The organism is Salifodinibacter halophilus (assembly GCA_012999515.1).
GTDB lineage: Bacteria > Pseudomonadota > Gammaproteobacteria > Nevskiales > Salinisphaeraceae > Salifodinibacter > Salifodinibacter halophilus.
The window spans coordinates 941,378-954,933 of record JABEEB010000001.1; the positions used below are offsets into that span (position 1 = coordinate 941,378).

A 13,556-nucleotide genomic window follows, 5' to 3' on the forward strand; every position below is an offset into this window, starting at 1 on the left:
ACTCGGCATGCGCGGCTCGAATATTCAACCGGCGGTAATTTATGGCGACAGGTAGCTCCATGGAATCAGTCGACGCGGCGGACACCCCCGAGCCTTCCGGCGAACGTTTTGATGAGCAAACCGTTGTTATCACCGGTGCTGGTCGCGGCATCGGTTTTACAACGGCACAAAAATTCATTACACGTGGCGCCTACGTGGTGCTGGTCGACCGCGACCCAGACATTGTCGACACAGCCACGCAGCTGGGTGAGTGCGCACTTGGGGTCGTCGCCGACGTCAGTGAGACCGATGACGCACAATCTGCAATGGGTACGATCCACGCGCAGTTCGGCCCGGTCGATATCCTGATCAACAACGCCGGCATCGGGCCGCTCGCGCCTGCGGCGGAGTATCCGATGGACCAGTGGGATAACACGCTCGATATCAATCTACGCGGTGCCTTTATCTGGGCACGCGCCTGCGCCACCGACATGCTCGATCGTGGTAGCGGTCGCATCATCAACCTCGCATCACAAGCCGCACTGGTCGGTATCGAAGGACACGTGGCCTATTGCGCCAGCAAGGCGGGCATTATCGGTATGACGCGATGTATGGCGCTGGAGTGGGGCCCGCGAGGCGTAACCGTGAATGCCGTATCACCGACCGTGGTCGAAACCGAACTGGGGTTGTCCGGCTGGCAAGGCGAAAAAGGCGCTCGAGCGCGCGAACGCATTCCCACGGGTCGGTTTGCACAGCCAGCCGAGATCGCCGATGCCATCCTGTTTCTCGCCAGCGGCCAAAGCGCCATGGTCAACGGTTCGAATCTGACAATCGACGGCGGCTATACAGCCGTGTAAGAAGCACGACACCTCGCCTGCGCGAGCGCTTCATCATGGCTTAGGCCGCGGTAAGCGGCGGGCCATCACCGATTCAACTAAAGGACGTCGATCGTGAGCCGAATTATGACGCTTGGCGAAATTGTGGTCGAAATCATGGCCGCCGAATGCGACCAGCGTTTCGATGCGCCGGGCCACTGGCTCGGTCCCTACCCCAGTGGCGCGCCGGCAATCTTTATCGATCAGGTGGCACGGCTGGGGACCCACTGCAGCCTGATCGGCCACGTCGGCGATGACGGTTTCGGGCAACTAAACGTCGAGCGACTCGCCGGGCATGGTGTTGATACGTCGAGTATCCGCACACTGCCGGATTACACCACCGGTAGCGCGTTTGTGGCCTATCACGAGACCGGCGATCGCCAATTCATCTACAACATCGCCAACGCCGCCTGTGCGCAGATCACCCCGGACTCGATCGACGCCGATGCGCTGGCCGACTGCACACTTTTTCACGTTACCGGCAGCTCTTTGTTCTCGCCCAACTTACGCGCGGCCATGCAAAAAGCCGTCGACCTCGTGGCCGCAAACGGCGGGCAGATCTCGTTCGATCCAAATATTCGTCCCGAGATACTGACAGACGACGATATACAGGGGGCACTGCGCCGGATTCTGACCCAAACCGACATTCTTATGCCGAGCACCGGCGAAATTACCGCCTTGACCGATGCCACGACTGAACAAGCCGCTATCCACGAATGTCTCGATTACGGCGTCAAAGAAATCGTGATCAAGCGTGACGCCGATGGTTGCAGCTTTCACAGCCCGGATCGCACGTTAACTGCGCCGGGGCTGACTATCGATCCGGTTGATCCCACGGGCGCCGGCGACTGTTTCGCTGCAACCTATGTCGCACTTCGTCAGCGCGGGTTCGATGTCGAAGCGGCCCTGACGTATGCCAACGCCGCGGGCGCCAACGCGGCACTAGCTCAAGGGCCAATGGAAGGCACTACCAACTTAGACCAATTGACACGCTACATAGAAGAACACGCCAACCAGCGAGCTACCGACACAACCTAAAGCGCCCGCGCGCTCAACCCCGCGTCGAGTTGCCGATCTCGTATGCAAGCAGAACGAAAGTACGCGGCCTGAAGGCACCCGGCTCGAACAACGACTGCGGCCAACGATCGGTCGAATTCACCCGCCGGCCAGCGGCCACTGTCACGCCTGACCACCGACTCATACTTTAGTTTCAGACCTTCTTGAGAAGGTTTTTTCTATTGTTTTTGTTATATAACATGTGTAATTCAGCCTGCGAGCACTCGAACCGCTCGGCCCAGTAACGACTCAATCAGGAGATACTACGATGAGGTTCACAACGCTATTCGTGCTCGCCGGTGGCCTGATAATTGCCACAGGCGCGGCAGCCAAGACACAAATCACCATCGCGACCGTAAACAACCCGCAGATGACGGTGATGAAAAAGCTCACCCCGGAGTTCGAGAAGAAATATCCAAACATCGAGGTGAACTGGGCCGTCATGCCGGAGAACAAGCTTCGGCGCAAGGTGACGGTTGATATCTCGACGCAGGCGGGATCCTACGACGTGGTCACGCTCAGCAACTTGGAAACGCCGCTATGGGCCGAAAACGGCTGGCTCAAACCTTTCGAGAATTTATCCGATTCCTACGATAAATCGGATTTGCTCAAACCAGTCCGACAATCACTGTCACACGACGGCAAACTCTACTCTTTGCCGTTCTACGCCGAGTCCTCGTTTACTTATTACCGCAAGGATCTGTTCAAAAAAGCCGGGTTGAAAATGCCCCAACACCCGAGCTGGGAGCAGATCACCAAGTTTGCGAAAAAACTAAACGATCCTGCGAACGACGTGAACGGTATCTGTTTGCGCGGCAAAGCGGGATGGGGCCTCAACATGGCGGTGTTCAACACCATGGTGAACACCTACGGCGGCCGCTGGTTCAACAATCAATGGCAGCCGCAGCTGACCTCCGACGCTTGGCATAACGCGCTGAATAAATACTTAAACCTAATGAACAAATACGGCCCAAACGGCGCAACCTCCAATGGGTTTGTCGAAACCGAAAATCTGTTCGCTAACGGGCGCTGTGCCATGTGGGTAGATGCCACCTCCGGCGCCGGCTATATCTCCGATTCGAGCAAATCCAAGGTGGCCGACAAGGTTGGGTTCGCGTGGTCACCCGTCGCCGAGACCAAGCACGGATCACACTGGCTCTACGCTTGGTCTCTGGCCATTCCCAAAACATCGCGGCGTCAGGATGCTGCACGCAAGTTCATCGAGTGGGCAACATCCAAATCCTATATCCAGCTAGTCGGCCAGAAAAAAGGTTGGGTTAACGTGCCGCCGGGTACACGCTATTCCACATACAAGAACCCGAATTATAAAAAAGCAGCCGGCGCTTACGCCCAGCTAGCTAAAAAATCAATCAACCAATCAAACCCGACCCAGCCGACATCGAAGCCAGTCCCTTATACGGGCATTCAATTCGTGGCCATTCCTGAATTCGAAGCCATCGGCCGACAAGTCGGCCAAAACGTCGCAGCGGCCCTGGCCGGGCAGATATCGGCGGACAAGGCGCTCCAAAAATCGCAGAAACATGTGAAGGGCGTCATGAAGCAATCGGGCTATTATAAAAACAAATAGGGCTGACACCCCGCCGTATAAGGGTTTGACGGGGCGGGTCGTTCGCGACTCGCCTCCGACTCGGGATCCATGCGAAGCCACTGACCTACAGCGCATATCCGCAGCACGGAATCATCCCGTTCGACGAGAGCCATTGGTCGCCGGCCACAATTTGGGAGCAATTCAATGAGCAGTTCATTACAAAACCGCAGGCTACGCTCGATTGCGCTGATCGGGCCGGCGGCGCTGTATCTGTTTGTCTGGATGATCGTGCCGCTGGCGATGACGGTCTATTACTCGTTTCGCCGCTACAACCTGATCCAACCGTTCGTCAAAGGCAACGCTGGGTTTAGCAACTACGCGAAAATCATCGGCGACCCCAATTTTCTAGCCGGCCTGGTCAACACGTTGATCCTGGTCTCGAGCTGTCTAATCTTGACCGTCGTCATCGGTCTTGCTTTCGCCGTGATCTACAACAGCGAGCACGTTATCGGTAAAAACCTGCTGCGAACGTTGGCAGCCTCACCGTTTTTCATCATGCCTGTCGTTACCGGCCTGGTTTGGAAGAACTTGATGATGAATCCGTCTTTCGGCCTGCTCGCAGCGCTTCAGCGAGGTCTTGGCATCACGCCGATCGCTTTTCTGTCCCAAATGCCACTTGCCTCGATCATCGGCATCGTGACGTGGCAATGGACACCGTTCGCCATGCTGGTACTGCTTGCCAGCCTGTCGAGTGTGCCGGAAGACATCAAGGAAGCGGCCTATCTCGATGGCGCCGGGGCCTGGAAGACGTTCCGGCATATCATATTGCCGCAACTCGGGCGACCGCTGTATGCGGTCATCATGCTCGAAACCATTTTCTTTCTGATCATTTTCGGTCAGATTTATGTGGCGACCTCGGGCGGCCCGGGTAACGCTTCGACCAACCTGCCCTACTATATTTACCTACAGGCATTTTCGGCCTACGACATTGGCGCCGCCTCGGCCGGTGCCGTTGTGGCCGTCATCCTTGCCAATATCGTGGCTATATTCCTGGTACGGATGATTAACGCCAACATTCGGGAGGACACCTGACATGCACCAGATGTCTTGGCCCGCCAAACTGGGATTGAACGCACTGGCCTGGCTGGTGTGCATCCTGATGTTCTTCCCGGTTTTCTGGCTCATTCTGACCTCATTCAAGACCAACGCACTCGCGGCTGCCGAGGACCCGGTGTTTGTCTTTTGGCCGACGATCGCCGGTTATGTCAATGCCATCTTTGACAACAATTACCTGCACTATCTGCTCAACTCCGGCATCACCGCCATCGGCTCGACGCTGATCTGCATGCTACTGGCTATCCCGGCCGCCTATTCGATGGTCTTTCGGCGGTCGAAATACACCGACTCAACACTTCTGTGGATGCTCTCGACCAAGATGCTGCCACCGGTGGGTGTATTGCTGCCGATTTATGTCGTCTACAAAAACATCCACCTACTAGACAGCGCACTCGGCCTCGTTTTCATCTACGCAGCCATGAATTTGCCGATCGTAGTCTGGCTGCTCTACACCTACTTCAAGGACGTGCCTGCAGCGATTTTAGAAGCCGCGGAAATCGACGGCGCATCGCTTTTCACCACGCTCAGTCGGATCGTGGTACCGCTATCGCTGCCGGGGATCCTGTCCACTGGTTTGCTGGCGATTGTGCTCGCTTGGAACGAATCGTTCTGGGCGATCAACCTCACCAACGTCCACGGCGCCACGCTGGCTGTGTTCGTCTCCGATTTTAAGAGTGCGCGCGGCCAGTTCTGGGCCAGTATGTCAGCGGCGTCGACGTTGTCCGTACTGCCGATTCTGGTCGCCGGTTGGTTCACCCAACGCCAGTTGGTCCGTGGTTTGACGTTCGGCGCAGTTAAGTAGCGCGCGACGACCGATTACAAAGGCTTTACTTCATGGCAATTGTCGAACTCAAAGACATCTGCAAACAGTACGACGGCGGCGAAACCAACGCCGTTGACAACTTCAATCTCAAGACCGTCGATGGTGAATTCGTCGTACTTGTGGGGCCATCGGGCTGTGGCAAGACGACAACCATGCGCATGATTGCCGGGCTCGAAGAAATTACGTCAGGCGAACTCTGGTTCGGTGATCGCAATGTCGATGGCATGACTGCCAAGGATCGCGACATCGCCATGGTTTTTCAGAGCTACGCGCTGTATCCGCATATGACCGTACGCGAGAACATGGCTTTCAGCTTGAAGCTGAAAAAGATGCCGAAAAACGATATCGAACGCGCCATCAACGATGCCGCCGGCATCCTTGGCATCGAGAACCTGCTCGATCGCAAGCCGAAAGCCCTCTCCGGCGGCCAGCGCCAACGAGTAGCCCTCGGACGGGCCATCGTGCGTCAGCCACAGGTCTTCCTGATGGATGAACCGCTATCCAACCTCGACGCCAAACTGCGCGTTGATATGCGCAGCGAAATCATCAAACTGCACCGCAAGCTCGGTGTTACCACCTTTTATGTGACCCACGACCAGATCGAGGCTATGACCATGGGTCAGCGCATCGTGGTCATGCGCGATGGCTACATCCAGCAGATCGACACGCCTAACGCTCTCTACGAATATCCAACCAACCTTTTTGTGGCGGGTTTTATCGGCACGCCGTCGATGAATTTCCTCGACGCCAAGGTCGGCGACTCGGGCAGCCAACTCGCCGGTGACGGATTTTCGCTGGCCGCCAACGACGGCCATGCAGCTACACTCGCCAACTACCGCGAAGGCAAAGTTTGGGCCGGCATTCGGCCCGAGCATCTCGAACTTGCCCCCCACGACGACAGTCAGCCGACGAATTGCCTGGCCGGCACCGTGGAAGTCATCGAGCCGCTCGGGTCCGTCATGATGGTTCAAGTCAATGTTGGTGAACACACGATCACAGCACAGCTGGACAGCCACACCGAGCTTGCCATGGGCGACACCGCGAGGCTGACCTGCGCTAGCGACAAACTGCATTTATTTGACATCGACACCGAACAAGCGTTGACCGGACAAACCCGCTCGGCTACTCGCTCCGAATCCGCATCTGCCTAAGCAATCAATCGGCCAAAAACTAGATGACTACTCTCAACACCGCTAACTTGCACGCTATCGGCGAGCGGGTCGCCGTGCCGACTTACGACCGCAGCGCACTGACGCCCGGCATCATCCATTTCGGCGTCGGCGGTTTCCATCGCGCACACCAGGCCATGTTGCTCGATCGCCTGATGAACGACGGCGAGGCTCATGATTGGGCCATTCGCGGCGTGGGCGTATTGCCCGGCGACAAACGCATGAAGCAAATCATGGACGCCCAGGATGGGCTATACACGCTGGTGGTCAAACACGCCAACGGTGAATACGAGCCCCGTGTGATCGGCTCGATCGTGGATTATCTGCACGCACCAGACGACCCCGAGACAGTCATTGAAGCCATGGCGGCCGAGACCACGCGCATCGTATCGCTGACCGTGACCGAAGGCGGCTACAACTTCGACCATGTCACCGGCCAATTCAATTTTGATGAACCGGATGTCGCCTGTGACCTGGCCAGCGAGGGGCCGCCGAAAACCACATTTGGCTTGATCACCGAAGCCCTGCGCCGTCGACACGAGCGCGGCCAACCGCCGTTTACCATCCAGTCCTGCGACAACATCCAAGCCAACGGCGACACCGCCCGAGCCATGTTTACCGCGTTCGCGGGGCGCAAAGCGCCCGAGATTGGCACGTGGATGGAAACCGAAGTCCAATTTCCGAATGCCATGGTCGATCGCATCACGCCAGTGACCAGCGACAACGACATCACCGAACTCCGCGAGCGATTCGGCATCGACGACGCCTGGCCGGTGGTCTGCGAACCCTTCATTCAATGGGTTATCGAAGACCATTTCAACCTCGGACGACCACCGTATGAACATGTCGGTGCTCAGTTCGTCGACGACGTCGAACCCTACGAGTTCATGAAACTCCGGGTGCTGAACGCCAGTCACCAGGCACTGTGCTATTTCGGTTACCTGGCCGACTACCGCTACGCCCACGAAGTGGCCAGCGACCCACTTTTCGCCGATTTTCTGCTGGCTTACATGGCACGTGAGGCCAGTCCCACACTCGCACCGGTACCGGGCGTGGATCTCGATGCCTATCGGCATACGCTGATCGAACGCTTTGCCAACCCTGAGATCAAGGACACCCTGGCCCGGCTGTGTGCGGAAAGCTCCGATCGCATCCCCAAGTGGCTGTTACCAGTCATCCGCGATCAACTTCGATCCGGCGGTGAGATGGAACGCGCCGCGGCCGTGGTCGCGAGCTGGGCGCGTTACGCTGAGGGTATCGACGAAGCCGGCCACCCCATCGAAATCGTCGATCGTCTGGCCGATGAACTCACCACGATCGCCGCCGATAATCGACGCAATGCCACAGCATTTGTCGAAAACCGTCCTTTATTTGGTGATCTGGTCGACAACAAGCGTTTCACTGATGCCTACTGCTGGGCACTTACCAGCTTGCACGAACGCGGCGCACGCGAAACACTGCGCGCATTGATCTAACCACCGCGGTCACACCGAAACCCGATGTACGTAGGAATTGATTGCGGTACGCAATCCACGAAAGTAGTCCTGATCGACGCCGACAACCTCGCGGTCGTCGGCGAGGCATCCGCACCACATACGCTGCAAAGCGGTGACAACGGCCGACGTGAGCAATCTGCCGATGAGTGGATCGCCGCCTTCGAGACCGCATTCACCGAAGCCGTCACCAACGCCGGCATCGACCGACGCGCCATCGAAGCCATCGGCGTGTCCGGCCAACAGCACAGTCTTGTCGCCGTCGATCACGACAATCGGCCAGTCCACCCCGCCAAGCTCTGGTGCGACACCGAAACCGCACCGGAAAACGCTGAAATCGTCGACGCACTTGGGGGGACCAGCGGCTGTCTCGATCAATTGGGCGTCGTACCACAACCGGGTTTCACGATTTCGAAAATCGCCTGGCTGCGGCGTTATCGGCCCGAAGCCTATCGCCGCATCGATGCACTACTGCTCCCACATGACTACATCAATTGCTACCTGACTGGCGAGCGAACGAGCGAAGACGGCGATGCCTCGGGCACCGGCTACTTCGACACCCGCACACGCCAATGGGCGCCAGATGTACTACGTGTGGCCGCACCAGAACTCGATCCGGCGCGCGTACTGCCACGCCTCGTCGCACCCGATGAACCAGCAGGCACGGTGCGCTACGACGTCGCGGAACGGCTCGGCCTCGGCACCGACGTCACGGTCGCCGCCGGCGGCGGCGACAACATGATGGCAGCGATCGGCACCGGCAATATCGAGGCGGGCACCGTCACCCTCAGCCTCGGAAGCTCGGGTACGATCTTCGCACATAGCGACGCACCGGCGATTGCCGACAACGCTGGAATCGCCAACTTCTGCACCAGCCACGGCGGCTGGCTACCGCTTGCCTGCACGATGAACGTCACGGCCGCCACACAACTGGTCGCTACGGCGTTCAATATGGCCACGGACGATTTCAGCGCCGCGATAGCGTCCGCGCCGATCGGCGCGGACGGCGTTATCGCCCTGCCTTTTTTCAACGGCGAGCGCGTGCCCCCGCTACCGTCAGCGACCGGCAATTTCGACGGCCTGACCCCGCACAACTTCAACCAAGCCAATCTCTGCCGCGCTACCGTCGAAGGTGCAACCTGCGGGCTCGTCTACGGCCTGGATCATATGGCCAGCCTCGGCGTACAACCCGATGAACTTCGGCTCGTCGGTGGCGGCGCCCGCAACGCGGTATGGCGCCAGATCGTGGCCGATATCACCAATCGGCCGGTGGTCGCACCTGTTGTCGGCGAAGCCGCCGCACTCGGCGGCGCCATCCAGGCCGCCTGGTGCCACCAGCGCCAACGCGGTGAAGCCGTGACGATGAAAGCTCTCGCCGATCAAGCGGTCAGACTCGACGACCAGCTCGCCTGTACACCGATCGAGTCGAATGTCGTGGCCTACCGCGCCATTTACCAACACTATCTCGACACGTTGACACACCGCTATCCCGACGTGCCACGCCCGACGGTGGACACCACACGCTAATAGGCGCCCCGCCCAAGACCGGCCACCAGAACTTTGAACATATGTGATAAATTTGGAAAAAATGTTAAGAACAATGTAACTAGTAACATCGACGCTATATTGTTCGAAACACTTGTCTCTACGAGGTGATCTGCCGTGCCTACCCGACTCGACGCTCTTAAGGAACTCTCCACCGTAGTTGCGGATACTGGCGACCTGGACGCTATCCGCACCTATCAACCAGTCGATTCGACGACCAACCCGTCGCTGCTTTTAAAAGCCTTCGACTTGCCAGGCTATCAAGACCTAATCGACCAGACGCTGGCCAACGCCGGCGAGTACAGCCGGCGCGACGGCGAAAGCGAAGCCGAGCACGCCGTCGATTGCCTGTCCGTCGCGGTCGGCAGCGGCATTGCGCAGGCGATTCCCGGCCGCGTCTCCACGGAAGTCGCCGCGCGGCTATCTTTCGATGAGGCCGCTAGTATTGCCAAGGCCCGCAAACTAGTCGATCTCTACGCGCAGCGCGGCATCAACCGCGACCGGATCCTAATCAAACTGGCTGCGACCTGGGCCGGTATCCGCGCCGCCGAGACACTCGAAGCCGAAGGCATCAACTGCAACCTCACACTCTTGTTCTCCGAAGCCCAGGCACGGGCCTGCTTCGAAGCCGGCGTTTTTCTGATCTCGCCGTTCGTCGGGCGCGTAACCGACTGGTACAAGCAGGCACGCGGCGTTGACGGCTTCGATCCCGACGACGACCCCGGCGTGGCTTTCGTACGCAACGTGGTGGACGACCGCAACCGTTATGGCTACAACACGGTCGTTATGGGTGCCAGCTTCCGAAACTCCGACCAAATTGTGGCGCTAGCCGGCTGCGACCGCCTGACCATCTCCCCGGCACTGCTCGATGAACTCGCCTCCGACGACGGCAGACTCACCGCACAGTTCGCCGCCGCCGGCAGTCCCGAGCCCAAACCAACACCACTCGACGAGGCCGGCTTCCGCTGGCAGCACAACCAGGATCCGATGGCGATCGATAAACTGGCTGAAGGCATCCGTAAATTCGATGCTGATCAAGCCGAGCTCGAACGTCGTATCGAGCAACGCTCGACGCCAGCGGTCGCAGGCTGAAAGAGAGATTCGAATGAGCGTCATCAACCAGTTCGACCTGACCGGTAAAACGGCCATTGTCACCGGCGGCAACGGCGGCATCGGCGAAGCATTGGCACACGCGCTGGCCGAAGCCGGTGCGGCGGTGGCGATTGCGGCCCGGCGACTCGACAAGGCACAGGCGGTAGCCGACGCCATCGAACATGCCGGTGGCCGCGCGGCCGGCTTTCAGGCCGATATCAGCGATCCCGATACACCGGATGGCCTGCTCGATGCGGTCGAGCAATCGCTGGGCCCCGTGGATATCCTCGTCAATAACGCTGGCGTGTGTTTTCACGGCGCGGCGCTGGACGTCACCCCGGACAAGTGGCGCGAAGTCTTCGACGTCAACGTGCACGGGCTATGGTATTGCGCCCAGGCCACCGGACGTCGGATGGCGGATCGCGGCAAAGGGGCCATCATCAACATCGGCTCGATCTCGGCGCTGATCGTTAACCGGCCCCAGATGCAGCCGGCTTACAACGCCTCCAAGGCAGCCGTGCATCAACTGACCAAATCGCTAGCTGCCGAATGGGCGCCGTACGGCATCCGGGTCAACGCCTTGGCACCGGGCTACGTGCGCACCGAGATGGCCGAAGTCGACCACCCCGATTTCAAACCGCGCTGGATCGACGATGCACCGATGCAACGGGCTGCAACCCCGGAAGAACTCGGGCCCACTATTGTCTATCTGGCCAGCGATGCCTCGAGTTTCATGACCGGCACCGAACTGGTCTTCGACGGTGGCTACACACTCTGGTAAACCGGCGGCGCTAGATCGGTCAACGGCCAGCGCGCCAAGGCATCGATTACGCCGTTGCCTTGGCGCATTTCGCGACGTCGACGATAACCAGCATAAGCAATCATAGCTGCGTTATCGGTACAAAATGCCGGGCGCGGATAGAAAACCTCGAAGCCGTCGGCAGTTGCACAGTCGCCAAGTGAGCGACGCAAATGCCGATTGGCGCCAACGCCGCCCGCTACGACCAACCGCGTCGCACTACTAGCTGCCAACGCCCGCCGGCATTTAACCGTCAAAGTCTCAACCACGGCGGCCTGAAAGCTGGCCGCAATATCGTCGCGGGCTTTGCCGGACGGCGTATCGCCAGCCGCGAGTTTGACCGCCGTTTTCAAGCCGGAAAATGAAAAATCCAGCCCTGGTTTCCGGGTCATCGGCCGTGGAAAATCATAGGCCGTCGGATCGCCACGGGCGGCGGCTTCAGAAACCGCCGGGCCACCCGGATACCCCAACCCCAGCAATTTGGCTGTCTTGTCAAAGGCCTCGCCCACCGCGTCGTCGACGCTACGGCCCAACAGTTGATACTCGCCGACGCCGGCTACATACACCAGTAGCGTATGGCCGCCCGAGACAAGCAGGGCGACGTAGGGAAATGCCGGTGCACCATCTTCCAGCAGCGGTGACAACAGATGGCCTTCCATGTGATGAACACCGAGTATCGGCAATCCATGGCTCTCGCCTAAGCCCACCGCGATCGAGGCGCCGACCAGCAGTGCACCGACCAGCCCCGGCCCACGTGTGTAGGCGATACCGGTAAGCGGCGGATCATCAGCCTCGCCGCGCACACGTTCGATCAAGGGGGTCAGTTTTCGAGCGTGATCGCGGGAGGCCAGCTCGGGCACGACACCGCCGTAATCAGCGTGCACGGCGACCTGGCTGTGCACCGCATGTGCCACGAGGCCGCGCGTGTCGTCGAACAATGCCGCGGCACTTTCGTCGCAGGAGCTTTCAATACCGAGGATCAAGATGAGGTCATGGCTTGAGTCAGGTGGGTAGAGGTACGCGCAAACGTTTTATGCGTAATCCTGGGTTAGCTTCTCGGCGCCGGCTTCATCCGTGACCAGAACATCGATATAGCCACCAACCAATGCAGCCCGAGTCACTGTGGCCTTGGAGGTGCCCCCCGCCACCAGGACCACATTGCCAGCGGCGGCAAGATCATCCGGCTTCAAAGCCACGGTGCGCTTGTTGAGCTCGTGATCCACCAAGTTGCCATCGGCATCGATGAAGTGGCCAAGCACATCCCCCACCGCACCCGCGTCCTTGAGCGTGCCTACGTTTTTTTCGGTCAACGCGTATTTGACGACCAGTGATTCGTCGAGATCGCCGGCCGTCAAAACGGCAACATCGGCACCCCGGGCCTTGTCGAGCGTGTAGCGGGTTGTCTCATGCGCCAGAAACAGATCGCGTTCTTCACGGCTGCTCGCGTAGATGGGGGCGGCCAGATAATGACACTCGGCTCCTAATCGTTCGGCGAACCCATAGGTGATCTCGAATGTATTCAGGCGCGGACAATGGGCCAGACCGCCAAGCATCGAGACGACAGAAAGCGCGTGATCCGTGCGCGCCCGCATGGCCCGCCAAGTATTGACTAATGTCCGCCCCCAGCCAAGTGCGACGGTGTTGCCAGGCGCTATCACCTCGTTAAGATAATTGCCCGCACCAACGCCAATTGCCTCCCGCAGGCGCTGTTCATCCTCGGGCGTCGGCACCACTACAGCGCCACGCAGCCCATAGCGCTCGGCCAACGTCTGCTCCAGTGCCACACAGTTAGACAGGTTGCTGTTGATGCTGACCTGTACCACACCGGATTCCCGGCACGCGGCCAGCAACCTATTGATCCGCACACGGCTGGTGCCCAGCCGATCGGCAATCTGTTGCTGGGTCAGATTACCGACGTAGTAATACCAGGCGACCCGTGTCTCGGTCTGCAAATTGGGATCCACTGGCCACGTGGGTTCTGCACTGACTTGTGACTCGTTAGTCATGCCCGGTCCCTGCCGATTTTGGCATCATTGCCTAGCTCGGATTCGCCCACACCG

12 protein-coding genes are annotated in these 13,556 nt (G+C 59.0%); 10 read left to right on the forward strand and 2 right to left on the reverse strand.

The window, feature by feature from the left end; genetic code table 11:
- Positions 1-59: 59 nt before the first annotated feature.
- The 10 genes from HKX41_04265 (at position 60) to HKX41_04310 (ending at position 11,478) form a co-directional block, all read left to right on the forward strand.
- The gene (locus tag HKX41_04265) at positions 60-836 is read left to right on the forward strand and encodes a D-threitol dehydrogenase (GenBank protein ID NNC23368.1); all 777 of its coding nucleotides are present in this window, start codon (positions 60-62) and stop codon (positions 834-836) included.
- Positions 837-929: 93 nt separating this feature from the next.
- Positions 930-1,892 (forward strand): sugar kinase, encoded by a 963-nt coding sequence (locus HKX41_04270; protein NNC23369.1) that lies wholly within the window; start codon positions 930-932, stop codon positions 1,890-1,892.
- 286 nt (positions 1,893-2,178) lie between these two features.
- Positions 2,179-3,498 carry a sugar ABC transporter substrate-binding protein gene (locus HKX41_04275; GenBank protein ID NNC23370.1) on the forward strand — a complete coding sequence of 440 codons (1,320 nt, stop codon included), beginning with the start codon at positions 2,179-2,181 and terminating at the stop codon, positions 3,496-3,498.
- A gap of 165 nt (positions 3,499-3,663) precedes the next feature.
- Positions 3,664-4,551 carry a sugar ABC transporter permease gene (locus HKX41_04280; protein NNC23371.1) on the forward strand — a complete coding sequence of 296 codons (888 nt, stop codon included), beginning with the start codon at positions 3,664-3,666 and terminating at the stop codon, positions 4,549-4,551.
- Between the two features lie 10 nt (positions 4,552-4,561).
- On the forward strand, positions 4,562-5,377 hold the full coding sequence (locus HKX41_04285) for a carbohydrate ABC transporter permease (GenBank protein NNC23372.1): 816 nt from the start codon (positions 4,562-4,564) through the stop codon (positions 5,375-5,377).
- Positions 5,378-5,409: 32 nt separating this feature from the next.
- Positions 5,410-6,549, forward strand: coding sequence for a sn-glycerol-3-phosphate ABC transporter ATP-binding protein UgpC (ugpC, locus tag HKX41_04290; GenBank protein NNC23373.1), 1,140 nt, complete (start codon positions 5,410-5,412; stop codon positions 6,547-6,549).
- Between the two features lie 23 nt (positions 6,550-6,572).
- Positions 6,573-8,042, forward strand: a complete 1,470-nt coding sequence (locus HKX41_04295; protein ID NNC23374.1) for a mannitol dehydrogenase family protein — start codon at positions 6,573-6,575, stop codon at positions 8,040-8,042.
- Between the two features lie 24 nt (positions 8,043-8,066).
- Complete coding sequence (gene xylB, locus HKX41_04300; GenBank protein ID NNC23375.1) at positions 8,067-9,587, forward strand: xylulokinase; 1,521 nt, start codon at positions 8,067-8,069, stop codon at positions 9,585-9,587.
- A 135-nt stretch (positions 9,588-9,722) separates the two neighbouring features.
- Complete coding sequence (tal, locus tag HKX41_04305) at positions 9,723-10,697, forward strand: transaldolase (GenBank protein NNC23376.1); 975 nt, start codon at positions 9,723-9,725, stop codon at positions 10,695-10,697.
- A gap of 13 nt (positions 10,698-10,710) precedes the next feature.
- Positions 10,711-11,478, forward strand: coding sequence for a glucose 1-dehydrogenase (locus tag HKX41_04310; protein ID NNC23377.1), 768 nt, complete (start codon positions 10,711-10,713; stop codon positions 11,476-11,478).
- On the opposite strand, the gene tsaD is transcribed toward HKX41_04310, so the two are convergent.
- Together tsaD and HKX41_04320 are read right to left on the reverse strand one after the other, a co-directional pair.
- A complete protein-coding gene (gene tsaD / locus HKX41_04315; protein NNC23378.1) occupies positions 11,463-12,482 on the reverse strand; it encodes a tRNA (adenosine(37)-N6)-threonylcarbamoyltransferase complex transferase subunit TsaD in 1,020 nt (339 codons plus the stop codon). The two genes, HKX41_04310 and tsaD, sit on opposite strands and share 16 nt — an antisense overlap.
- 45 nt (positions 12,483-12,527) lie before the next feature.
- Positions 12,528-13,502 (reverse strand): sugar-binding transcriptional regulator, encoded by a 975-nt coding sequence (locus HKX41_04320; protein NNC23379.1) that lies wholly within the window; start codon positions 13,500-13,502, stop codon positions 12,528-12,530.
- Positions 13,503-13,556: the final 54 nt, after the last annotated feature.

What these genes read in the sequence shown, in the direction of transcription:
- HKX41_04265 (NNC23368.1), top strand. Translation starts at nt 60, where the DNA reads ATGGAATCAGTCGACGCGGCGGACACCCCCGAGCCTTCCGGCGAACGT.
- HKX41_04275 (NNC23370.1), top strand. Translation starts at nt 2,179, where the DNA reads ATGAGGTTCACAACGCTATTCGTGCTCGCCGGTGGCCTGATAATTGCC.
- HKX41_04280 (NNC23371.1), top strand. Translation starts at nt 3,664, where the DNA reads ATGAGCAGTTCATTACAAAACCGCAGGCTACGCTCGATTGCGCTGATC.
- HKX41_04285 (NNC23372.1), top strand. Translation starts at nt 4,562, where the DNA reads ATGTCTTGGCCCGCCAAACTGGGATTGAACGCACTGGCCTGGCTGGTG.
- ugpC (NNC23373.1), top strand. Translation starts at nt 5,410, where the DNA reads ATGGCAATTGTCGAACTCAAAGACATCTGCAAACAGTACGACGGCGGC.
- HKX41_04295 (NNC23374.1), top strand. Translation starts at nt 6,573, where the DNA reads ATGACTACTCTCAACACCGCTAACTTGCACGCTATCGGCGAGCGGGTC.
- xylB (NNC23375.1), top strand. Translation starts at nt 8,067, where the DNA reads ATGTACGTAGGAATTGATTGCGGTACGCAATCCACGAAAGTAGTCCTG.
- HKX41_04310 (NNC23377.1), top strand. Translation starts at nt 10,711, where the DNA reads ATGAGCGTCATCAACCAGTTCGACCTGACCGGTAAAACGGCCATTGTC.
- HKX41_04320 (NNC23379.1), bottom strand. Translation starts at nt 13,502, where the DNA reads ATGACTAACGAGTCACAAGTCAGTGCAGAACCCACGTGGCCAGTGGAT.